This window comes from Sphingomonas sp. Leaf412 (assembly GCF_001425405.1).
Lineage (GTDB): Bacteria > Pseudomonadota > Alphaproteobacteria > Sphingomonadales > Sphingomonadaceae > Sphingomonas.
Genome location: NZ_LMQP01000001.1, coordinates 783,050 through 805,503 on the forward strand (window position 1 = coordinate 783,050; position 22,454 = coordinate 805,503).

Below are 22,454 nucleotides of genomic sequence, written 5' to 3' on the forward strand. Positions count from 1 at the left end.
ATCGATGAGGATCGTCGTCGCGGGCCTGCTCGCCGCCGTCGCCCTGATACCCGCCGCCGAGGCGCGGGGACGCTGGACCGAGGCGCAGGCGAAGGCGTGGTACGATCGCCAGCCGTGGCTGGTCGGCGCCAATTACGCCCCCGCCACCGCCATCAACCAGCTGGAGATGTGGCAGGCCGAGACGTGGGATCCGAAGCGGATCGACTACGAACTGGGGCTGGCGCAGGGCATCGGCATGAACACGATGCGCGTGTTCCTGCACGACCAGTTGTGGACGCAGGACCCGGAAGGATTCAAGCGCCGCATCGACGAATTCCTGACCATCGCCAAGGCCCATGGCATCCGGCCCCTGTTCGTCCTGTTCGACAGTTGCTGGGATCCGGACCCGAAGCCGGGGCCGCAGCATCCGCCGATCCCGGGCGTCCACAATTCGGGATGGGTGCAGGGACCGGGGTTGCCGGGCCTGCGGGACAGGTCGCGCTACCCGGCGTACAAGGCGTATGTGCAGGGCGTCGTCGGCGCCTTCGCGAAGGATGACCGCGTCCTTGGCTGGGACCTGTGGAACGAGCCCGACAACGGCGCCGACCAGTACAAGGGGCAGGAGGGGAAGGAGCCGCTGGTCCGCGCGATGCTGGCGCAGGTGTTCGACTGGGCGCTGGACGCCGACCCGACGCAGCCGGTGACCAGCGGCGTGTGGTGGCACGACGACTGGACCCCGACCGGCGGCAAGCTGACCGCGATGGAGAAACTACAGCTGAACCGTTCCGATGTGGTCACCTTCCACGACTACAGCTGGCCCGAGACGTTCGAGGCGCGGGTGAGGCAGCTGCTCCCCTACGGCCGCCCGATCATCTGCACCGAATATATGGCGCGCGGGAACGGATCGACCTTCGACGGCTCGCTGCCGATCGCCAAGCGCTACAACGTGGGCATGATGAACTGGGGCTTCGTCGACGGGAAGACGCAGACGCGGCTGCCGTGGGACAGCTGGCAGAAGCCCTATGTCCTGGCCGAGCCGACGATCTGGTTCCACGAGGTGTTCCGCAACGACGGCACGCCGTATCGCACGGCGGAGACGGACCTGATCCGGCGGCTGGCCGCGGCGCCGAAGGGCGTGGTGCCCGATGCGTCGGCGCCGGCGGCGCGGCGGCGGCGGTAACCTCCGTGTAATCCCGCGAAAGCGGGAGCCCAGGGTTGCGGGCGGTATGCTGTGCGGCTCCGGGCTCCCGCTTCCGCGGGAGTACGGTAGGTTATCGCAGGTCGATCACCGGCCGCCCGTCCTTCGTCCAGCGCACCTCGCGCACGTGCGGCGCGCGTTTGCCGGTGCAGCCCATGTCCGCGGCGGGATTGGCGTGGAAGACGATCCACGTCCGGCCGCCCGCGCGGTAGAAGCCGTTGTGGCCGGGCGCGAACAATCGCGCCGCGGGCGTCGTCGCCAGCACCGGGCGGGGCGCCTTCGTCCAGCTGGCGGCGTCCAGCGGATCGCTGCCCGCCCCGGCGCGAAGCAGGCCGACGGCGTAACCGTCGGACCAGCAGGCGCTGCCCGAATAGGCCAGGAACAGGTCGCCCCTCGGCCCCCGCAGGAACGCCGGGCCTTCCAGTATCTGTCGCCCGCCCTGCCGTTCCCATGCGTGGTCGGGGCGGGCGACGATCGTTTCCGCGCCCGCCAGCGTCCACGGATTCGCCATGCGCGCGATCGCGATGACGCTGTCCGCGCCGACATAGGGCGAATAGGCGAAATAGCGCGTGCCCCGCACGACGAAGGTGGTGCCGTCGATCCCCGCCCGCGCGGTGTTCACGCGCCCGCGGTCGATCCAGCGCCCGGCCAGCGGATCGTCGCCCGTATTCTCCAGCACGAACACCGCGCGGTGCGCATCGTCGTCCTGCGCCTTGTCGACCGCGGTATAGTACAGGAACCAGCGGCCATCGATGCGATGGAGTTCGGGCGCCCAGATCGCGCCGCTGTTGGGGCCGCGCGCAGGCGGGCGCCACACCGTCGTTTCGGGTGCCGTCGCCAGGCGCGCGAGGTCGCGCGTACGCCGGATCGACAGCCGGTCGCCCTGCGTGCCCATGTAATAGAACCAGCCGCCGTGGTGGATCACCCACGGATCTGGGCCGGACGGCAGCAGCGGCCCGCCGGGTGCGGGGGCGACCGTCGCCGCCGCCAGCGCCGCCGCGATCGCGATCATCCGCGCCATGCCGCCACGAACGCGCGGGCGGCGACGCCGACGTCCGCCGCGCTCGCCCCCGGCCGGTAGAGCGCGCCGCCCAGGCCGAAGCCGTCCGCCCCCGCCGCGCGCCACGGCGCCATCGTATCGGGCGCCACGCCGCCGACGACCAGCACGGGCGCGTCCTTCGGCAGCACCGCGCGCTGCGCCTTCAGGACGGTCGGGCTCGCCGCCTCCGCCGGGAACAGCTTCAGCGCGCTCGCCCCCGCCTTCAGCGCGGCGAAAGCCTCCGACGGGGTGAAATAGCCGGGGAGCGCGGTCATGCCCGCGGCGACGGTCGCGCCGATCACGTCCAGGTCGGTGTTGGGCGAGATCACCATCCGCCCGCCCGCATCCGCGACGCGGCGCACGTCCTCGACACGCAATACCGTGCCCGCGCCGATCATCGCACGATCCCCGAACGCCTGCGCCAGTCGCGCGACGCTGTCGAACGGATCGGGCGAATTGAGCGGCACCTCGATCAGGGTGAAGCCCGCGTCGACCAGCGCGGCACCGACATCGACGACCGCGTCGGGCGTCACGCCGCGCAGGATCGCGACCAGAGGCAGGCGGGCGAAGGCGGCGGCGAAATCGGTCATGGCATGAGCTCCCGGATGCGGACGATCCCCGCGACGAAGGCGGCGTTGCTGTCGATCACCGTCGCGGTCGCGCCGATCGCGGCGAGCGCCGCGGCGTACAGCGCGCCCAGCGCGGGGTCGGCGAGCAGGTGGACGGTCGCGCCCGCCGCGACATGCGCGCGGCAATCCGCCCCGATCAGCAGCCCGCTGACATAGGCGGCGGCATCCGCGTCGTCGCGCAGGCCGAGCAGGCTGGCGGGACGGACGCCGAACAATGCGGTGGTCAGGTCGCCGTCGGCCGAGCGCGCGACGCCGTCGTCGAACGCCGCGCCGGGCGCCACCGCGCCGGTCATCGCCGCGCCGATCAGCGCATGGTCGCGCAGCAGCGCGAACAATTCGCCCGTCATCGCGGTCGCGAAATCGACCAGCACGCCCCCCGCGACCCGCGCCCATTTGCAATGCGTGCCCGGCTGGCACAGCAGCGCGTCGGGGGGCGCGAGGCCGGCGGCGACCGCGCCCAGCACTTGCACCTCCTCGCCCCGCATCACGTCGCCGCGCGCGCCGGCGACGATGCTGACGCCCGGCACGATGCCGATACCGTCGGCGACGGCGACGACGGACGCCGCCAGTCCGGCCAGCGTGGCGGGGCAGGGGACGTAGCCGGCGTCGACCCAGCCGCGGTTCGATCCCACCATCCCGGCCAGCAGCATCGGCGCGCCGCCCATCGCGTCGCGCAACCGATGCGCCGCCGCGGCGAAGTCGCCGTCCGGCACGGCGCGGATCCCGATCGCATCGCGTGCGGTCCGGCGCACGACGCCGTCCTCGATCAGGAACGCGCGGCGATTGGTCGTTCCCCAATCGACCGCGACGAAGGCCTGGGTCCCCATGCTGTTCCTCCCGCCATCGTCCATCCCGGCGACGCTGGCTGTTTATATGATCGATCGCACTTGTCGAGGGCGGGACGATCTGTATGTTCACCCGAAACGGCGGGTCTGCCGTGGGAGGGGCGCGATGCGGGACGGCGGAATCGATGGCTGACGATCCGCTCGTCCGCGGCGAACTGGGGCGCAACCTGACCTTCGGCTTGCAGGAGGTGCTGGGCCGCGCGATCGTCATCGGCGAGTATCGCGACCGGCCCTTCCCGACCGAGGCCGATATCGTGAAGCAGCACGGCGTCAGCCGTTCCGTGACGCGCGAGGCGGTGAAGATGCTGGGGGCGAAGGGGTTGCTGGGCGCCCGCCCGAAGCAGGGCACGTTCGTCCGTCCGGACGAGGCGTGGAACCTGTTCGACACCGACGTGCTGCGCTGGCTGCTGGAACGCAAGTCCAGCCTGGTCCTGCTGCGCCGGTTCAGCGAATTGCGGATCGCGGTGGAGCCCGCCGCGGCGGCGCTGGCGGCGGCGAGCGCGACGGAGGCGCAACAGGCGGCGATCACCGCGGGGATGGAGCGGATGCGTTCGGCCGATCGCGGCGACGACGATGCGCTGGACGCGGACATCGCGTTCCATGTCGCGATCCTGCGCGCGTCGAACAATCCGTTCTTCTCGCAATTCCGGGACGTCGTCGCGACCGCATTGCGCACGTCGATCCGCTTCACCAACCGCCTGTCGGGCCGGTCCGCCAGCATCGACGACCATGCCGCCGTGCATGACGCGATCATCGCGCGCGACGCCGACACCGCGCGCGTGCGGATGGCGTCGCTGATCGAGAAGGTCCTGGTCCTGATCGAACGATTCGAGGAAAAGGGCGCCGAGCAGGGAGAGGCGCGGTGACCCCGTCCGTCGATCCCATCGCGATCGCCCTCGTCGGGGTGGGCAAGATCGCCCGCGACCAGCATCTGCCGACCATCGCCGCCGATCCGCGCATCCGCCTGGCGGGCGCGGTATCGCAGCATGCCGACGACCTGGGCGTCCCCACGGCGGGCAGCATCGCGGACCTGAAGCGCGCGGTGCCCGAGCTGGCCGCGATCTCGATCTGCACGCCCCCGATCGGACGCACCGCGCTGATACGCGAGGCGCTGGACCTGGGCCTGCACGTGATGGTGGAAAAGCCGCCCGCCGCGACGATCAGCGAGGCGGAAGGGTTCGCCCGCATGGCGCGCGAGGCGGGCAGGGCGCTGTACCTGACCTGGCATTCGCGCGAGGCGGCGGGGGTGGAGCCGCTGCGCCGCTGGCTGGCCGGACGCGCGATCCGCCGTGTCGCGATCGCATGGATGGAGGACGTACGCGTCTGGCATCCGGGGCAGGAATGGATCTGGGAACCGGGTATCGGCGTGTTCGATCCGGGCATCAACGCGCTGTCGATCCTGACGCGGCTGCTGCCCGATCCCGTCACCGTCCACGCCGCGACGCTGCATTTCCCCGCAAATCGCGCCGCGCCGATCGCGGCGGAACTGTCGCTGGCCAGCAGCGCGGCGGATGCGGTCACCGCGGACTTCTCGTTCGACCAGCGCGGGCCGCAGACGTGGACGATCACGGTCGAAACCGACGCGGGCCGCGCGATCCTGCACGACGGCGGCGCGCGCCTGACGATCGACGGCGCCGATGTCGCGGTGCCCGCGGGCACCGAATACGGGCGATTGTACGATCGCTTCGCCGACCTGGTCGCGCGGGGGGAGGTCGACGCCGATCTGGCCCCGTTCCGCCTGGTCGCGGACGCCTTCCTCCTCGGGCGGCGGACCGTCGTCGACGCGTTCGACTGGACGGGCTGACAGGCCCGGCGATCGGCGAAATTTCCCCTCGACAATGTGGCTGATATATCAGACAAATAGGTCGAATGTAAGGGCGGGCCGCATCGGCCACGCACGAGGGGAGGGAATATGGCGCTACGCCTGCTGCAACGGCGCGACGCATCGGGCGCGCGGTCGGTGATCGCCGCCGAGGGCGACGATGCGTGGATCGTGACGGGGGTCGAGCGGACCTACGACCTCGCGATGCGGGCCATCGCCGACGACCGCGATATCGCGGCCGTCGTCGCCGCGACGCCGCGCGGCGATGCGGTCGACCTGGCGGCGGAACTGGACGCGGGGCGCCTGCTGGCGCCGATCGATCATGTCGATCCCGCGCATCTGGCCATGACGGGCACCGGCCTGACCCACCTGGGCTCCGCCGAGGGGCGCGACAAGATGCACGCCGCCGCCGCGGAGGCGCAGACCGATTCGATGCGGATGTTCCTGGAAGGCGTGGCGGGCGGGAAGCCCGGTCCGGGGGAGACGGGGCAGCAGCCGGAATGGTTCTACAAGGGCGACGGCGACGCGATGGTCGCGCCGGGCGCGCCGCTGACCATGCCCGCCTTCGCGCAGGACGGGGGCGAGGAGCCCGAGCTGGCGGGCGTGTATCTGATCGGTCCCGACGGGACGCCGTTCCGCCTCGGCCTGTGCCTCGCCAACGAATTCAGCGACCATGTGACCGAACGGCACAATTACCTGTGGCTGGCGCATTCCAAGCTGCGGCAGGCCGCGATCGGGGCCGAGCTGCTGACCGGCGACGCGCCCGCGCATGTCGAGGGGAGCAGCCGCATCCTGCGCGACGGCGCGTGCATATGGGAGAAGCCGTTCCTGTCGGGAGAAGCCAATATGTCGCACAGCCTGCACAATCTGGAACGGCATCACTTCAAATACGCGCAGTTCCGGCGACCGGGCGACGTCCACGTCCATTTCTTCGGCACCGCGACGCTGTCGTTCGCGGACGGCGTGCGGACGCAGGTCGGCGACGTGTTCGAGATCGCGGCGGCCCCCTTCGCGCTGCCGCTGCGCAACCCGCTGGCGCGCGCCGCCGACGCCTCCGTCGCGGTGCGACCGCTGTGATGCGGCGCTTCCTCGCCGCCGCTTTGTCGTTCGCGGCGATCCCCGCCGCGGCACAGGAGCCGACCCGCACCGAGATGACGGTGCGCGGCGATACGCCGGGCGCGACCTACGACCGGCGCATCTTCACGCAATTCGCCGAGCATCTGGGCCACGGCATCTACGAAGGGCTGTGGGTGGGCGAGAAGTCGCGCATCCCCAACACCCGCGGATTCCGCACCGACGTGGTCGGCGCGCTGAAGCGGCTGGGCGTTCCCGTCATCCGCTGGCCCGGCGGATGTTTCGCGGACGAATATCACTGGCGCGAAGGCGTCGGCCCGCGCGGCAGGCGGCCGGTGAAGATCAACACCCACTGGGGCGGCGTGACCGAACCCAACACCGTCGGCACACACGAATTCTTCGACCTGGCCGAACAGATCGGCGCGGAAGCTTATATCGCGGGCAATGTCGGGAACGGCACCCCGCAGGAAATGGCGGAGTGGGTCGAATACATGACCGCGCCGTCGGGTAGCCTGGCGGACGAGCGCGCGCGCAACGGGCGCAAGGCGCCCTGGAAGGTGCCCTATTTCGGCGTCGGCAACGAATTGTGGGGCTGCGGCGGCAACATGCGCGCGGAATATGCCGCCGACCTGACCCGCCGCTACGCCACGTTCGTCAAGGCACCGGCGGGCACGCGCATCCTGAAGATCGCGGCGGGCGCCAACGTCGAGGATTATCGCTGGACCGAAACGATGATCCGCGAGGCCGCAGGCCAGATCGATGCGCTGTCGCTGCATTATTACACCATCCCCGGCGGCTGGCCCCCCAAGGCGTCCGCCACCGTGTTCGACGAGGCGGGGTGGGCGGAGACGCTGTCGGAGGCGTGGCGGATCGACGACCTGGTCACGAAGCACAGCGCGATCATGGACAAATACGATCCGGCCAAGCGCATCTTCCTGGCGGTGGACGAATGGGGCACGTGGTTCGCGGGCGATCCGGGCACGAACCCCGGCTTCCTGCGGCAGCAGAACACGTTGCGCGACGCGATGGTCGCGGCGATCCACCTGAACGTGTTCGCCAAGCACGCCGACCGCGTGAAGCTGTCCGCGATCGCGCAGATGGTGAACGTGTTGCAGGCGATGATCCTGACCGACGGCGCGAAGATGGTGCTGACCCCGACGTATCACGTGTTCATGATGTACAAGCCGTACATGGACGCCACGGTCCTGCCGATCGAGATCAAGGCGCCGTGGTACAACAAGGACAAGTGGACGATGCCGGGCGTCAGCGCGTCGGCGGTGCGGGGCAAGGACGGGGTGGTGCGCATCGCGCTCGCCAACCTCGATCCCAACCGCGCCGATACCGTCGTCGCGACGGTGCCGGGCGTGACCGCGGCGACGGTGACGGGGCAGGTGCTGACGGCGGGGACGATGACCGCGCTGAACACCTTCGACGCGCCGGACGCGGTCGCGCCGCGACCGTTCGCGGGCGCTCGGGTCGAGGCGGGAGTCGTGACGGTGACGTTGCCCGCGAAGTCGATCGTCATGCTGGAACTGCGATGAGGGCGGCGGTGCTCGCGCTGCTTCTGCTGGCGGCGGGGGCGGGGGCGCAGACCGCCGCGCCTGCGCCTGCCGACGACGGCGTCAGGGGCGACGTCACCCCGGTCCACGACCCCGTGCTGATCCGCGAGCGGGGCGTGTGGCACGTCTTCTCGACCGGGCTGGGCGAGGGGCCGCAGGGGGTGATCGCGCATCGCGTCTCGTCCGACGGCGTCACCTGGAAGAAGGGCGCCGCGCCCTTCGCCGCACTTCCGGCCTGGGCGACAAAGGCGATCCCGGGCGCCACGAACATCTGGGCGCCGGACATCTCCTTCGTGAACGGGCGCTACCGATTGTATTATTCGGTCTCGACCTTCGGCTCCAACCGTTCCGCGATCGGCTTGGCGACCAGCGCGACGCTCGACCCCGGCGCGCCCGGCTACGGCTGGCGCGACGAGGGGATGGTGGTGATGTCGACGCCGCGGGACGATTTCAACGCCATCGATCCCGCCTTCGTCGCCGACGCGCAGGGGCGGCAGTGGCTGTCGCTGGGCAGTTTCTGGACCGGGCTGAAGCTGTTCGCGCTGGACCCCGCCACGGGGAAGCCGCTGCGCCCAGGCGAGAAGCCGCGCGCGATCGCGCGCCGCCCGGTGCCCAGCGGTGCGCCGTCGATCGTGGAGGCGCCGTACATCTTCGCGCACGGTGGCCATTACTGGCTGATCGCGTCCTACGATTATTGCTGCAAGGGCGTGAACAGCACCTACTACACCGTCATTGCGCGCGCGAAATCGGTCGAGGGGCCGTATCTGGGCCGCGACGGCAGTTCGATGCTGGCGGGCGGCGGCACCATCCTGCTGCGCGCCGACCTTCAGGAAAAGCAGCGCTTCCGCGGTCCCGGCCATGCGGGCCATTATCGCGATACCGACGGCACCGACCGGATCGTCTACCACGCCTACGACCGGCAGCGGAACGGGGCGCCGGTGCTGCGCCTCGCGACGCTGCGCTGGGGGGCGGACGGCTGGCCGCGCGTCGTGCCGCAGGAGATCACGCCATGACCGATCCGTCCCGCCGCCTGTTCCTGGCCGGTGCCGCCGCCATCGTCGCCGCGCCCGCCATCGGGAAGGGAGCCGCCGCGCCGCGCAATCCGCTGGTCCGCCGGCGCGCGGACGCACAGGTGTTCCGTCATGGCGACGGCTGGTATTACATGACCGGGTCGGTGCCCGAATACGATCGCCTCGTCCTGCGCCGGTCGCGCACGATCGCGGGACTGTCGACCGCGCCGGAAAAGGTGCTGTGGCGGCACCTGTCGACGGGGCCCTTGTCGGGCTTCATCTGGGCGCCCGAACTGCACCTGATCGACGGCCGCTGGATCATGTATTTCGCCGCCGGCCCCAGCGGCGGCGGGGAGGATGTGTTCCGGATCCGCACCCATGCGGTCGTGTGCGACGGCCCGGATCCGATGACGGGAAAATGGTCGGTGCTGGGCCAGCTTCGCACGCCGTGGGATACGTTCAACCTCGATTCCACCAGCTTCGTCCACCGCGGCACGCGCTACCTCGCCTGGGCGCAGCGCGAGCCGGGGATCGACACGAATTCCAACCTCTACATCGCGCCGCTGGCGACCCCGTTGACGCTGGCGGCGAAGCCGACCCGCCTGACCGTGCCGACGCTGCCGTGGGAAGTGCGGGGGTTCAAGGTCGCGGAGGCGCCGGCGATCCTGGCGCGCAACGGGCGGTTGTTCATGACCTATTCCGCCAGCGCGACCGATGCGCGCTATTGCATGGGGATGCTGACCGCGCGCGACGACGCGGACGTGATGGACCCGGCGGCCTGGACGAAGTCGCCGGTGCCGGTCTTCGCCACCTCCACCGCGCATGCGATCTACGGTCCGGGGCACAACAGCTTCACCGTCGACGAGCGCGGCCGCGACCTGCTGGTCTATCACGCGCGCGATTACGAGAAGATCGACGGCGACCCGCTGTTCGATCCCAACCGCCACACCCGCGTGCAACATTTCCGCTATCGCGCCGACGGCACGCCCGACTTCGGCGCGCCCGCGGCGAACGGCCCCATCGGAACCGCTTGAGTTCGAACCGCCGCGGACTACGCTGGCGCGGCAACGAACGGGGTCGTCGGGTGATGAAGATGTTGAACACGGCGCTGGCCGCCACCGCGATGCTCGCCGTCGCGGGGCCGGCGGCCGCGCAGGCGGCCGACACGCAGGCGCGCGCGCTGGACATCGCGAAGCGCGCGATCGCTTTCCGCAGCGTCGCGGGGCCGGGCAACCAGACCCCGCAGCTGGCCGCGTATCTGAAATCGGTCCTCGTCGCGGGCGGGTTCGCGGACCGCGACGTGACGGTCACGCCGGTCGACGACACCGCCTACCTGATCGCGCGCTGGCCCGGGACCGACGCGACGGCCAAGCCGCTGGTGATTTCCGGCCATATCGACGTGGTGGAGGCGAAGCCCGCCGACTGGCAGCGCGATCCGTTCACCGCGGTGGTGGAGAAGGGCTATCTCTACGGCCGCGGCGCGACCGACATGAAGCTGGACGCCGCGATCGTCATCGCCACGCTGACCGCGATGAAGCGCGAGGGCTATCGCCCGCGGCGCGACATCGTGCTGGAATTTTCGGGCGACGAGGAAACGCGCATGAAGACCAGCGCGCTGATCGCGGAGCAGCTGAAGAACGCGGAGATGGTCGTCAACATCGACGGCGGCGGCGGGCGGTTGAGCGAAGGCGGCACGCCGGAGTTCGCGACCTTCCAGGGGGCGGAGAAGACCTATGCCGACTTCGAACTGACCGTCACCAACCCCGGCGGCCATTCGTCCGAGCCGCGCCGGGCGAATGCGATCAACCAATTGTCCGCCGCGATGGTGCGGATCGGCGACTATCGCTTTCCGCCGCAGATCAGCCCCGTCACGCGCACCTTCTTCGTCGAGGCGGCGAAGCACAAGACCGGGTCCATCGCCGCCGCGATGCGCGCCTTCGCGGCCGATCCGACCGATGCGACCGCGATCGAGACGCTCGCCGCCGATCCGGCCTATGTCGGGCAGATCGGCACGACGTGCGTCGCCACGATGTTCGATGCGGGCCATGCGACCAACGCCTTGCCGCAACGTGCGACCGCGAACGTCAATTGCCGCATCTTCCCGGGCGTGAAGCCCGCGGACGTGATGGCGACGCTGGCGCGCGTCGCGGGCGACCCGGCGGTGACGGTCCGCGACGTGACCGAAGGATCGGTCGCCAACGACGCGTCGCCGCTGCGCCCCGATTTCGTCGCCGCCGCGACCAGGGCGATGGGAAAGGCCTATCCCGGCGTCCCGCTGTTCCCCAGCATGTCCGCGGGCGCGAGCGACAGCATGTGGTTCCGGTACAGGAACGTCCCCAGCTACGGCGCCAGCCCGATGTTCATCAAGGATTCGGACAATTTCAGCCACGGCCTGAACGAGCGGACGCCGATCGCCAGTATCGCGCCCGCGATCGTCTACTACCGCTCGCTGTTCGCCGATCTTTCGCGCTGAACCGGGCGGGGCGGGGCGGTGACGGCACGATACGACGCGCTCGTCGTCGGCGGCGGGCATAACGGCCTCGTCTGCGCCTTCTACCTCGCGCGTGCCGGGCTGAAGGTACGCGTCCTCGAACGGCGGCACGTCGTCGGCGGCGCCGCGGTGACCGAGGAATTCCATCCCGGCTTCCGCAATTCCACCGCCAGCTACACCGTCAGCCTGCTGCGGCCGAAGGTGATCGCGGACATGAGGCTGCACGACCGCGGTTTCCGCATCGTCGAACGGACGATCAGCAACTTCCTGCCCTTTCCCGACACATACCTGACGCTGGGCGGCGGACGCGCGCGGACGCAGGCGCAGTTCGCACGCTTCAGCCGGAAGGATGCCGACGCCTATCCCGCCTACGACGCCGCGCTGGAGCGCGTGGCGCAGGTGCTGCGCGACCTGGCGTTGAAGGCGCCGCCCAACGCCGGCGGCGGTATCCGGGCGTTGCTGTCGGGGGTGGCACAGGGTCGGCCGCTGGCGACGATGGGGCTGGAGGCGCAACGCGACCTGGTGGAGGTGTTCACGAAATCGGCGCGCGAGTTCCTCGACGGCTGGTTCGAGGACGATCACGTCAAGAGCGCCTTCGCCTTCGACGCGGTGGTGGGCAATTACGCGGGCGTGTCGACGCCGGGCAGCGCCTATGTCCTGCTGCACCACGTGTTCGGGGAAGTGAACGGCAAGTTCGGCGCCTGGGGCCATTCGGTCGGGGGCATGGGCGCGATCACGCAGGCGATGGCCGCGGCGTGCATCGACGCGGGCGTGGAGATATCGCTGGAAGCACCGGTCGCGAAGGTGCTGGTGGACGGCGGCCGGGCGGCGGGCGTGCGGCTGGAAAGCGGGGAGGAGATCGCGGCGGGGATCGTCGCCGCCAACGTCGGCCCGGCGTTGCTGTATCGCCAGATGGTGGACGCGTCCGACCAGCCCGCCGACTTCCGCCGGCGGATGGCGGGGTTCCGCACCGGGTCGGGCACGTTCCGGATGAACGTGGCGCTGAGCGAGCTGCCCGACTTCACCGTCCTGCCGGGGAAGGAGCGTGCGGAGCATCATACCGCGGGGATCGTGATCGCACCGGGCCTGGACTATATGGACGCGGCGTTCGCCGATGCGAAGGCGCGCGGCTGGTCGCGCAGGCCGATCGTGGAGATGAAGCTGCCGACGACGGTCGACGACACGCTCGCGCCGCCGGGACGGCATATCGCCAGCCTGTTCTGCCAGCAGTTCGCACCCGAGCTGCCCGACGGGCGATCGTGGGACGACGTGCGGGAGGAGGTGGCGGACCTCATCATCGATACCGTCACCGACCACGCCCCCAATTTCAAAGGCAGCGTGATCGCGCGCCAGATCAATTCCCCGCTGGACCTGGAGCGCACGTTCGGGCTGGTCGGGGGCGACATCTTCCACGGGCGGATGAGCCTGGACCAATTGTGGTCCGCGCGGCCCGTCCTGGGGCATGGCGATTACCGCGGCCCGGTGGCGGGATTGTACATGTGCGGATCGGGCACGCACCCCGGCGGCGGGGTGACGGGAGCGCCGGGCCACAATGCCGCCCACGCTATCCTGCGCGACCGGAGCCTGCTGGGACGGCTGCTGCGGTAGGCGGCGGGCGACCGATGATCCGGTCGCCCGCCGTCCCGCTCGTCAGGTCAGAAGCGTCCGCGCAGCGTGACGCCGTAGGTGCGCGGTTCGGCCAGGAAGTTCGAGAAGATCTGGCGACCGCCCGGATATTGCGGATCCTGGAACGCGCCCGACACGGCGCCTTCTTGGAACGGCGAGTTGAACGCCACCTGCGCGTAATCCTGGTTGAAGACGTTCTGCGCCCACAGCTCGACCGCCCAGCGCTGGCTCGGCCCGCGAATGCCGATGCGCGCGTTGACCAGTGCGAACCCGTCCTGCGACTTTTGCGGGAACAGGTCCGACCCCGTGTTGTAGTCGCCGGTCATGCGCGTATCGACGTAGAACAGCGCCGACAGGCCGCTGCTGCCGATGTCCGGCGTGAACACCATCGATCCCGTCACCGTGATCGGGGCGGCAAGCGACAGCTGCTGCCCCGGCAGCTTGCGCAGTGCCTGGTTCAGCGCCGCGCCGCTGGCGCGGCCCACCAGCTGGTCGCGGAACTTGGTGTCGGCGTAGGTCATGCCGGCCGTCACGCGGAAGTCGCGGATCGGGACCAATGTCGCTTCCAGTTCGACGCCCTGCGACCGCACGCCGTAACCGACGTCGTCGCGCGGACAGGCGCCCGACGTCACCGCGCCGGCGTTGAAATTGGGCGCCGTGGCGAACTTGTTCTGGTCGCGGTCGCCGCCGCCCAGGCTGGACGAGCAGCCGTTAACGTTCTCGACGATGAACACGGTGCCGTCGAAGGTGTTCAGCTGGAAGTTGCTGAAGTCCTGACGGAAGGCCGCCGCCGACAGGCTGAACGGCCCGGTGGCGTATTTGAAGCCGACTTCGAAGGCGTTCACCGTCTCCGCATCGAACTGCAACTGCCCGACCAGCGCCTGCGCGCCGGCCTGCGCGTTGCCGCCGCCGAAGTTGGCGAAGGGCAGAGTCGGTGCCTTCAGCGCCGACCGGTCGAAGTTGAAGCCGCCGGCCTTGTAGCCGCGCGAGTAGCTGCCGTAGACGAGCAGGTCGTCGATCGGCTTCCACGAGGCGATGGCGGTGCCGGTGAACTGGTCCTCGTCACGCTCGTCGGAGATGCTCACGCCGTTGAGCTCGGCGGTCGAATTGCCCTGACACGACAGGCCGATGATTCCGGCTGCCACCGCCTGAAGCGCCGGGGTCGCGAGGAACGGCGTCAGCGCGGCCTGGTTCTGACCGCAGGCGACGTTGTCGTTGCCGAAGGTCGAGGAGAACTTCTTGTTCTCCTTCGTGTAGCGCAGGCCCAGCGTCACGTCGAACGTGTCGGTGACGTGGATGATGTTGTGCGTGAATGCCGCGAAGCTCGTGGCGTTCTGGTTGTAGCGATCGACGGTCGAGCCACGATCGTTGATCCCGTCGAGACGCAGCAGCGAGGCGAGGATCGGCGCGCCGGCGGCACCGAAGGCACCGGCGAATGCCGCCTGGCTGGCGACGCAGCCTGCGTTTGCCGGAGAGTAGAGCGCGGCGAGACCACCACCGGACACGAGGCGGCACGTCGCGAAGCGGCCGTACTGGCTGCCGAAGCGAAGGTTGCTCTTACCGCGGAACTTCTCGTCCATGTAGAAGCCGCCGACGAGCCAGTCGAGCTTGTCGTCGAACGCGGTCCCGTTCAGCCGCAGTTCCTGCGTGAAGGTGCGGAACTGGCGACGGTTGTTGCCGTCGTCCGCATTGTACAGGATGTCGACGGTGCCGTAGTCGACGTCGCCGGCCTGGGTATTGTAATAGTCGCGATAGGCGGTGATCGACGTCAGCTTCACGCCGCCGAAGTCCCAGTCGAGCTGCCCCGACACGCCCCAATCCTCCATCTTGCCGCCATAGGTGCGGCCCGGCGTGACGGAGACGTTGCGGCTGTAATTCTGGTTGAACGCGCCGAGGTTCTGCCCGAGGTCGCGCAGGACGTTGATGATGTTGTTGCCGTTGGCCCCGTTCGCGACGCCCGCGTTCACCGAACCCACCGGGTTCGTGAGGTTGCCGATCGCCTCGTTCATCGTCCGGCTGACGTAGGTGGCGGCGCAGCAGCTTTCGTCGCGCTTCGTATAGTCGCCGATCAGGCGGAAGCTGATCGCGTCGGTGGGTTCGAACAGCAATTGCGCACGGCCGAAGAAGCGGTCGCGGTCGTTGATCGTCGTGTCGTTCGCGGCGTCGTCGTAGAAACCGTCGCGCTTCACGTACACGCCGTCCACGCGGAAGGCGAGGTTCTCACCGATCGGGCCGGTCACGCCGCCCGCGAGGCGCCAGAAGTCGTAGTTGCCGTACGTCACCTCGCCATTGGCGCCGAAGGTGAAGCTGGGCTTCTTGCTGATGATCGACAGCAGGCCCGCGGACGAATTGCGGCCGCCCAGCGTGCCCTGCGGCCCGCGCAGCACCTCGACGCGGTCGATCTCGCCCAGTTCGTTGAGGCCGATGCCCGCGCGCGAACGATAGACGCCGTCGATCAGGACGACGACCGAGCTTTCGAGGCCGGGGTTGTCGCCGACGGTGCCGATGCCGCGGATGCGGGGCGATCCGTTGGCTTCCGATCCGGTGGAGGTGACCAGCAGCGACGGCGCGACCTGGTTCAGCTGGCGGATGTCGTTCGCGCCCGAATTCTGCAACGTCTCGGCATTGACGGCGGAGATCGCGACCGGCACGTCGGCCAGCACCTGCGAGCGACCCTGCGCGGTGACGACGATGTCGGAGGACGCGGCGTCGGCGGTATCGTCCTGCCCGTCGACCGCGGCCTGATCGACCGCGCTGGCGGGCGACGGTGCGGTCGGGGCGGCGGCATCCTGCGCCGCGGCGGCAGTGGAAAGCGCCATGGCCGCAATTCCGGTGGCGGCCAGGAGCAACGTCTTCCTCATCCTCAATCTCCCAAGGGTCGGCGCTCAACGGGCGCCATACCTGGGGTTCGACTACGGCAGGGAAACTGCCGAGCGCAACCCACCGACGGAAGGAATTCCGCGGGTGTGGCAACCGTACCACGGTTTCGAGCGGGGCCGCGGCCCGGTGACCGGGCCGTCAACCATATCGGCCAACGATGAACGCGATCGCCGCGCCGGTCGTGTCGGAAGATCGAAAAAGGGCGGCGGTCGGCGCGGACGCGTCGGGGGCGTGACCCTTCCCGACGCGCGACGGCGATTGCGCCGCGCGCGCGGGCAGGCGAGAAGGCCGTGTGAACAGGAGATTTTTCATGCGTCTCGTCCTTGCCCTCATGGCATTGCCGCTCGTGCCGTTGATCCAGGCGAGCGCGCCCGTCGCCGCGCGCTGCGCGCCGGACGGCGAAGCGACGCAGGATGCCGCGCTGCTGTCGTTCCTCGACCGCGCCTATGACGCGCAACTGGCGCTCAGCCCGGAATCGCAGACTCAACTGGGGCTGAAGACCGATTACGGGCGGCTGGACGATTATACCGACGCCGCCGCGGTGCGCGAACAGGCGCTGGCCGAACGGCAACTGGCGGACATGCGCGCGCGTTTCCGGCCCGAACAGCTGGGCACGAGCGCGCGCGTCAGCTTCCGCCTGTTCGAGTATGAGGTCGATCGCAGCCGCCGCTCGCTGCCGTTCCGCAAGCTGCGCTTCCCCGTGTCGACCAATGGAAGCCCGGCGGGGGCGATCCCGGTCCTGCTCATCAACAATCACAAGGTCGACACCGTCGCCGACGCGCGCGCCTATATCGCCCGGCTGCGCGAAACCGAGCGCGTGATGCGCGAGGTCGCCGCGACGATGCGGCGGCAGGCCGCCGAAGGGATCGTGCCCAACAAGGTGAACTTCGCCCCCGCCCGCGCCGACGCCCGGGCGGTCGTCACCGGTGCGCCGTTCGGGCCGGGGGAGGATTCGACGCTGCTGGCCGATTTTCGCAAGAAGGTGACCGCGCTCGACGCACCCGCCGCCACCAAGCAGGCGCTGATCGCGGAGGCGACCGCGGCGCTGACCGGGCCCTTCCGGCGCGGCTACGACATGCTGTTCGCCGCATTGGACGAGATCGAGCCGAAGTCGACGGGCAATTACGGCGCATGGCGCCTGCCCGACGGCGCGGCCTTCTATGCCAACCAGCTGAAGAATGCGACGACCACGACGCTGACCGCCGACCAGATCCACGAAACGGGCCTGCGACAGGTCGCCGCGATCCGGCAGGAGATGGAGGCGATCAAGCGCGAGGTCGGCTTCACCGGCACGCTGGAGCAATTCTTCGACAAGGTGCGCAGCGATCCCGCGCTGAAATATCCGAACACCGCGGCGGGTCGCGAGGAGTATCTGCGCGACGCGCGCGGCGTCATCGCGTCCGTCATGACCGCCGCCCCGCGCTATTTCCGCGTGCTGCCCAAGGCGCCGCTGGAGGTGCGCGCGGTGGAGAAGTGGCGCGAGGGGACGGCGTCGACCGCCTTCTACAACCCGCCCTCCGCCGACGGTTCGCGACCGGGCATCTATTACGTCAACCTGGTCGACATGAACGCGACGCAGAAGGTGCAGGTCGCCGGGATCGCCGCGCACGAGGGCGCCCCCGGCCACCATTTCCAGATCGCGCGGCAGCAGGAACTGACCGGCCTGCCCAAGTTCCGCAAGTACGGCGGATACGGCGCGTACATGGAAGGCTGGGGCCTGTATTCGGAGCGGCTGGCGAACGAGATGGGCGTCTACAAGACCCCCTACGACCGGTTCGGGATGCTGTCGTTGCAGGTGTGGCGCGCGATCAGGCTGGTGCTGGATACGGGAATCCATTCGAAGCGGTGGACCCGCGACCGGTCGATCGCCTATTTCAAGGCGAACAGCTCGGTCTCCGACAAGGACATCGCGCGCGAGGTCGACCGCTATTTCAACTGGCCGGGGCAGGCGACCAGCTACATGGTCGGCCAGTTGAAGATAGCGGAACTGCGCGCGAAGGCGGAGCGCGAGCTGGGGCCGAAATTCGATATCCGCGATTTCCACGAGGCGGTGCTGGGCCAGGGGGCGCTGCCGCTCGATGTCCTGCAAGAGCAGGTCGACGCATATATCACGGCAAGGCGCGGCTAGGATGGCCCGGACCGTCACCACGCCGGTCCCCGCCGGCATGCGCCGCCGCGTGATGCGTGCGGGCATGATCGTCGCGGGCGCCATGGGATGCCATGCGGAAGCGCCGCTCGCCGCGCGCGACCGGCCCGCCCCGCGCGACGTCGGCGGCTGGACCGTGGCGGCGAGCGAGGACGCGAAGGGGTGTTTCGTCACGCGCACCTACGACCGTCCCGGTGCGACGACGCTGCTCCTCGGGCTCGACATCGACGGCGCCAACCGCCTGTCGGTCCTGAACGAGAATTGGTCGATCGCGCCGCGCGAAAAGCTGAAGCTGACGTTCCGGCTGTCGCGCGGCGGCTATGTCGGGCAGGCGGCGGTCGGGATCGTGTCGGACGGGAAGCAGGGGTTCGTCACCGGGTTCGAGGCGACGTTCCCGTCCTATTTCGCGGCGTCCCCCACGCTGGCCATCGCGCGCGGGGACGTGCCCGTGGAGCGGCTCCCGCTCGACGGCAGCGGCGCGGCGGTGGCGCGGTTGCGCGCCTGCGTCGCGGCGTTGCGCGCGATGCCCGCGGCACGGCGCGACGACCGCATCCCGAAGGACCCGTTCGCCGCCAACGCCCGCCGCGAGTCGGGCAAATAGCGCGGACGCTCATGGCCTTATCCGGCTCGGCTGGGCCGAGAAGCGGCACATCCGGACGGAATGCGGATTGTTGGAACGCCGCCGATCCGGCTTGGTTGTTGCAGTTGGTTAACGATCGAAAGAACCGCGATGACTCTGTTTGCGTCCAAGCTCGCCCCCGCCGCCGTCCTGCTCGCGGGGGGTATCGTGCTTTCCGGTTGCGCCACCAAATCCTACGTCCGCGAACAGATCGCGCCGGTCAGCCAGCGTGTCGATTCGCTGGAAACGCGGCTCCAGCAGACCGACGCCACCGCCAAGTCGGCGCTGGCGGAGGCGCAGGCCGCGTCGGGCCAGTTGCAGAACCAGGGGCAGCGCGTCGACCAGCTGAACGGACGCGTCGACGGCGTGGAGCAGCGGTTGCAGGCGCAGGAAGCGCGCCCGAAGCGGCCGCGCCACTGATCGCGATCCGCGACGATAGGTGTTTCCATCGGTCGCCCCCTGCCCGGGGGCGGCCGATGTGCTTTTAGGGTGACGATGCGACGATGACCCTTGTTTTGCGCATGTTGGCCGGGGCGCTCCTGATCCTGCCGGCCGCCGCCGCCGGATCGGACCCGCGCCCGGTTTCCCGCGACGAGGCGCCCGCGCCGGTGCCGTCGCAGGCTGCGGCGCGCGTGGCGGCATGGGTGGCGTCGTCCGGGGACAATCACGGCCTGCCCTACGCCATCGTCGACAAGGTCGATGCCACCCTCCACCTGTTCGACGCCGGGGGGCGGCCGGTGGCGCAAGTCCCGGTCCTGATCGGCATCGCGCCGGGGGACGAGGCGAGCCCGGGCGTGGGCAGCAAGAAGCTGGCGGAGATCGGCCCGGCGGAGAAGACGACGCCCGCGGGCCGGTTCCTGGCGAAGTTCGGGCTGGCGTTCGGGAAGGAGCGGATCCTGTGGGTCGACTATGCGACGTCGGTCGCGATCCACGCGATCCCGGCCGATGCCGCGCGCAAGGAGCGGCGGCGCGAGCGGATGCTGTCGCCGACGGCGCAGGACAATCGCATCACCTTCGGCTGCATCAACGTACCGCGCGCGTTCGATGCGAAGGTCCTGCGCCCCGCGTTCCGCCGGAAGGGCGGGTATGTGTACATCCTGCCCGACACGCTGCCGATCGAGGACGTCTTTCCGCGGCTGCGCGTCGCGGCGTCGCCCGCATGACGCGCCGCTAGCCGCCGCCCAGCCGCACGCCGATCCACACCGTCCGCGGCGTCGCGCGCTCGACGATGCCGGTGCCCGCGATGCCCGCCTCGACCCGCGCGTCGAACAGATTCTCCGCCCGCGCCTCCACCGCGATCCCGCGGGCCAGCGGCAGCGCGAGATAGGCGTCGGCGGTGGTCGCGGGCGCGAGGGTGCGCGTGTTCTGGTCGTCCTCGAACTGTCGCGCGACGTGGCGCACGGTGGCGGAGGCGGCGACGCCGTCGCGGCGCCAGCCGACCGTCGCGGACACCATGTCGGTCGGCGTCTGCGCGGGGCGCAGGCCGTCGAGCGGCGCGGCGATCCCCGATGCCTCGACGCGCGGATCGACGTGGCTCCACGATCCCTGGACATAGGCGCGGCCCAGTGCCGCGCGCGCGTCCACCTCCACCCCGCGCGACCGGATGGCGTCCAGGTTGCGACGGATGCGATAGGTCCCGCCCGCCGCGACGAAGCCGACGCCGGGGAAGATCGCGGGTCCGCGCCCCTCGGTCACGTTCGCGATGGCGTCGTCCAGCCGGTTCCAGAACAGCGTCGCCGCGATCGACACGCCCGTCGCGGGCGCGATCACCACGCCGCCGTCGATCCCGACCAGCCGCTCCGGCGCCAGCGCGGCATTGGCGGCGGTCGCGTCCGCGCCGGCGCGGAACGGGCGGTACAATTCGTTCAGCGTCGGCAACCGCCAGCCGCGATACCCCGCCGCGCGCAGCGTCAGCGGCGCGACCGGTGTCCAGGCGGCGCCCGCCCGGCCGGTCCATTCGGTCCCGGTGCGATCGGCGAAGCGCGTGTCGGTCAGCGTCCCGCCGGTCGCGATCGTCGTCTCCCGCAGGGACCCGTCGCCGATCCGCCAGCGATCGATGCGCCCGCCCAGCGTCAGCGTCAGCGCGCCGATGTCCGCGCTGCCGTCCACGAAGGCGCCGACGCTGCGGCTGCTGCCCCCCGCCACGCGGCGGCGCGTGGGCCGCGCGTCGACATAGGTGTACAATTCCTGCGTCCGCCCCGTCGCGGTGCGCAGGTCCGCGCCGATGCGCAGGTCGCGCCCCGCGCCCACCGGGGGCACGATCTCCAGCCGCGCACCGGTGCCGTCGGCGGGGGTGTTGTACTGGTCCAGCGTCCGGGTGGCGACGGTACGCGCCGCGTTCACCGCCGCGATCGAGGAGGCGAAGGATCGCGCCTGGACATAGGCGAGCGCGGAATAGCCCCATCGTCCGCGCCCGACGACGCGAACGCTGGCGTCGGCGCCGTCGCTGCGGTTGCGGGAGAAGGCGGTGCCGCGTTCCCGCCGGTCGGTGAAGGCGGCGACATTGGCCTGAAGCTCGGTATCGGCCGCGACGGCGACGACCGCCCGGACCGCGCCCGACACCTGTTCGTAGGGCGAGGGGCGATCCGCCGGCCCGCGGCTGTCGGCCACGACGGGGACGAAGCCGTCGCCCTTCGCATAGGCGGCGGACACGGTCGCGAACCCAGCGCCGCGGACCAGGGCGGCGGATGCCTGCGCATCGATCGACGCCCGGCTGCCGTAGGCGACGCGCCCCGCCAGCGGTGCGGCCGCGGTGGGCGTCGCGCTCTCGACCTCCACCGTTCCCGCCAGCGCGCCCGCACCGAAATAGCCGCTGCCCCCGCCGCGGGTGACGCGGATCAGGCCGATGCGGTCGGTGGCATAGGCGGGAAAGGCGACCCAGCCACCGAACGGATCCGCCTGCGGCACGCCGTCCAGCAGCAGCAGCGCGCGGCTGGACGCATTGCCGCTGATCCCGCGCAGGGAAATCCCCTGGCTGGTGGGATTGGCGGACCGCGAATCGAGGCGCCGGAACTGTTGCAGGCCGGCGACGTCGGCGAGCACGCCGTCGAGCCGGTTGCTGGCGCTTTCCGCGATCCGGTCGGCGTCGATCGTGACGACGTCGAACGCCCGGTCGCCGGGACGCTGCGCCAGCCCGCGGCCGACGACGACCAGGTCGCCGTCCTGCGCGAGCGCGGGATGCGCGATCCCCAGCAGCGGCAGGACGGACAGCAGGCGTCGGATCATCGGCGTTCCTCGAAGGGCATCACGGGCACGGAAGGCCGCCTGCCGCCATGCCGGGTTACGCCGCGTCCGGCAATCGGGGAGGCGACGCCCGTCTCCCCGGCCATCGCAGGGGCGCCCGCGCTAGACCAGATCGACATTCGATTTACCGGTGCAGGGTGTTCGCGCGAAGCCGCGAAGACGCAAAGAAGTTTGGGTTCACGCGGAGGCGCGGAGCACACGGAGTGTCGCGCACCGGGCTGACGGAAGGGCTAACTACCGGCCGGCCTGACGTCGCTGCTTCGATGAAGGGAGCGGCGGTCTGCGTTACACTTT

The 22,454-nt window shown here is 70.2% G+C and carries 17 protein-coding genes and 1 pseudogene; 13 read left to right on the forward strand and 5 right to left on the reverse strand.

Features of this window, described 5'->3' with window-relative positions:
* Positions 1 to 4: 4 nt before the first annotated feature.
* Positions 5 to 1,159: a cellulase family glycosylhydrolase gene (locus ASG29_RS03690; RefSeq protein WP_156457851.1), complete on the forward strand. Its 1,155-nt coding sequence runs from the start codon at positions 5 to 7 to the stop codon at positions 1,157 to 1,159.
* 91 nt (positions 1,160 to 1,250) lie between these two features.
* Here ASG29_RS03690 and ASG29_RS03695 read toward each other — a convergent pair whose 3' ends face one another.
* The 3 genes from ASG29_RS03695 to ASG29_RS03705 are packed head-to-tail and all read right to left on the reverse strand — an operon-like array spanning position 1,251 to position 3,672.
* Positions 1,251 to 2,198 (reverse strand): family 43 glycosylhydrolase, encoded by a 948-nt coding sequence (locus ASG29_RS03695; RefSeq protein WP_055980223.1) that lies wholly within the window; start codon positions 2,196 to 2,198, stop codon positions 1,251 to 1,253.
* The gene (locus ASG29_RS03700) at positions 2,186 to 2,806 is read right to left on the reverse strand and encodes a 2-dehydro-3-deoxy-6-phosphogalactonate aldolase (RefSeq protein ID WP_055980226.1); all 621 of its coding nucleotides are present in this window, start codon (positions 2,804 to 2,806) and stop codon (positions 2,186 to 2,188) included. The genes ASG29_RS03695 and ASG29_RS03700 overlap by 13 nt, the downstream gene beginning before the upstream one ends.
* Positions 2,803 to 3,672: a 2-dehydro-3-deoxygalactonokinase gene (locus ASG29_RS03705; protein WP_055980826.1), complete on the reverse strand. Its 870-nt coding sequence runs from the start codon at positions 3,670 to 3,672 to the stop codon at positions 2,803 to 2,805. Before ASG29_RS03705 ends, ASG29_RS03700 begins: the two co-directional genes overlap by 4 nt.
* 143 nt (positions 3,673 to 3,815) lie before the next feature.
* Here ASG29_RS03705 and ASG29_RS03710 point away from each other — a divergent pair, with 143 nt between their 5' ends.
* The 8 genes and pseudogenes from ASG29_RS03710 to ASG29_RS03745 all read left to right on the forward strand — a co-directional run bounded on the left by ASG29_RS03710 (position 3,816) and on the right by ASG29_RS03745 (position 13,254).
* Positions 3,816 to 4,556, forward strand: coding sequence for a FadR/GntR family transcriptional regulator (locus tag ASG29_RS03710; RefSeq protein ID WP_055980229.1), 741 nt, complete (start codon positions 3,816 to 3,818; stop codon positions 4,554 to 4,556).
* Positions 4,553 to 5,494, forward strand: coding sequence for a Gfo/Idh/MocA family protein (locus tag ASG29_RS03715; RefSeq protein WP_055980232.1), 942 nt, complete (start codon positions 4,553 to 4,555; stop codon positions 5,492 to 5,494). Before ASG29_RS03710 ends, ASG29_RS03715 begins: the two co-directional genes overlap by 4 nt.
* A gap of 108 nt (positions 5,495 to 5,602) precedes the next feature.
* The gene (gene araD1 / locus ASG29_RS03720; protein ID WP_055980235.1) at positions 5,603 to 6,589 is read left to right on the forward strand and encodes an AraD1 family protein; all 987 of its coding nucleotides are present in this window, start codon (positions 5,603 to 5,605) and stop codon (positions 6,587 to 6,589) included.
* On the forward strand, positions 6,589 to 8,127 hold the full coding sequence (locus ASG29_RS03725; RefSeq protein ID WP_055980238.1) for an alpha-N-arabinofuranosidase: 1,539 nt from the start codon (positions 6,589 to 6,591) through the stop codon (positions 8,125 to 8,127). The genes araD1 and ASG29_RS03725 overlap by 1 nt, the downstream gene beginning before the upstream one ends.
* Positions 8,124 to 9,158 carry an arabinan endo-1,5-alpha-L-arabinosidase gene (locus ASG29_RS03730; protein ID WP_055980241.1) on the forward strand — a complete coding sequence of 345 codons (1,035 nt, stop codon included), beginning with the start codon at positions 8,124 to 8,126 and terminating at the stop codon, positions 9,156 to 9,158. Before ASG29_RS03725 ends, ASG29_RS03730 begins: the two co-directional genes overlap by 4 nt.
* A pseudogene (locus tag ASG29_RS03735) lies at positions 9,155 to 10,177 on the forward strand (family 43 glycosylhydrolase); the annotation flags it as partial. The gene ASG29_RS03730 and the pseudogene ASG29_RS03735, both read left to right, overlap by 4 nt.
* A gap of 65 nt (positions 10,178 to 10,242) precedes the next feature.
* A complete protein-coding gene (locus ASG29_RS03740) occupies positions 10,243 to 11,628 on the forward strand; it encodes a M20/M25/M40 family metallo-hydrolase (RefSeq protein ID WP_055980247.1) in 1,386 nt (461 codons plus the stop codon).
* Positions 11,629 to 11,646: 18 nt separating this feature from the next.
* Positions 11,647 to 13,254, forward strand: coding sequence for a phytoene desaturase family protein (locus tag ASG29_RS03745; protein ID WP_055980249.1), 1,608 nt, complete (start codon positions 11,647 to 11,649; stop codon positions 13,252 to 13,254).
* Between the two features lie 47 nt (positions 13,255 to 13,301).
* On the opposite strand, the gene ASG29_RS03750 is transcribed toward ASG29_RS03745, so the two are convergent.
* Positions 13,302 to 16,133 carry a TonB-dependent receptor gene (locus ASG29_RS03750; RefSeq protein WP_055980252.1) on the reverse strand — a complete coding sequence of 944 codons (2,832 nt, stop codon included), beginning with the start codon at positions 16,131 to 16,133 and terminating at the stop codon, positions 13,302 to 13,304.
* A gap of 329 nt (positions 16,134 to 16,462) precedes the next feature.
* Between ASG29_RS03750 and ASG29_RS03755 the strand changes: the two genes are divergently transcribed.
* The 4 genes from ASG29_RS03755 to ASG29_RS03770 all read left to right on the forward strand — a co-directional run bounded on the left by ASG29_RS03755 (position 16,463) and on the right by ASG29_RS03770 (position 20,080).
* A complete protein-coding gene (locus ASG29_RS03755) occupies positions 16,463 to 18,280 on the forward strand; it encodes a DUF885 domain-containing protein (RefSeq protein WP_055980255.1) in 1,818 nt (605 codons plus the stop codon).
* Between the two features lies 1 nt (position 18,281).
* Positions 18,282 to 18,899, forward strand: a complete 618-nt coding sequence (locus ASG29_RS03760; RefSeq protein WP_055980258.1) for a hypothetical protein — start codon at positions 18,282 to 18,284, stop codon at positions 18,897 to 18,899.
* 129 nt (positions 18,900 to 19,028) lie between these two features.
* On the forward strand, positions 19,029 to 19,337 hold the full coding sequence (locus ASG29_RS03765) for a hypothetical protein (protein ID WP_055980261.1): 309 nt from the start codon (positions 19,029 to 19,031) through the stop codon (positions 19,335 to 19,337).
* A gap of 83 nt (positions 19,338 to 19,420) precedes the next feature.
* A complete protein-coding gene (locus ASG29_RS03770) occupies positions 19,421 to 20,080 on the forward strand; it encodes a hypothetical protein (RefSeq protein ID WP_055980264.1) in 660 nt (219 codons plus the stop codon).
* A gap of 7 nt (positions 20,081 to 20,087) precedes the next feature.
* Here the strand turns inward: ASG29_RS03770 and ASG29_RS03775 are convergent, their stop codons facing one another.
* A complete protein-coding gene (locus ASG29_RS03775) occupies positions 20,088 to 22,142 on the reverse strand; it encodes a TonB-dependent receptor (RefSeq protein WP_055980266.1) in 2,055 nt (684 codons plus the stop codon).
* Positions 22,143 to 22,454 lie beyond the last annotated feature (312 nt).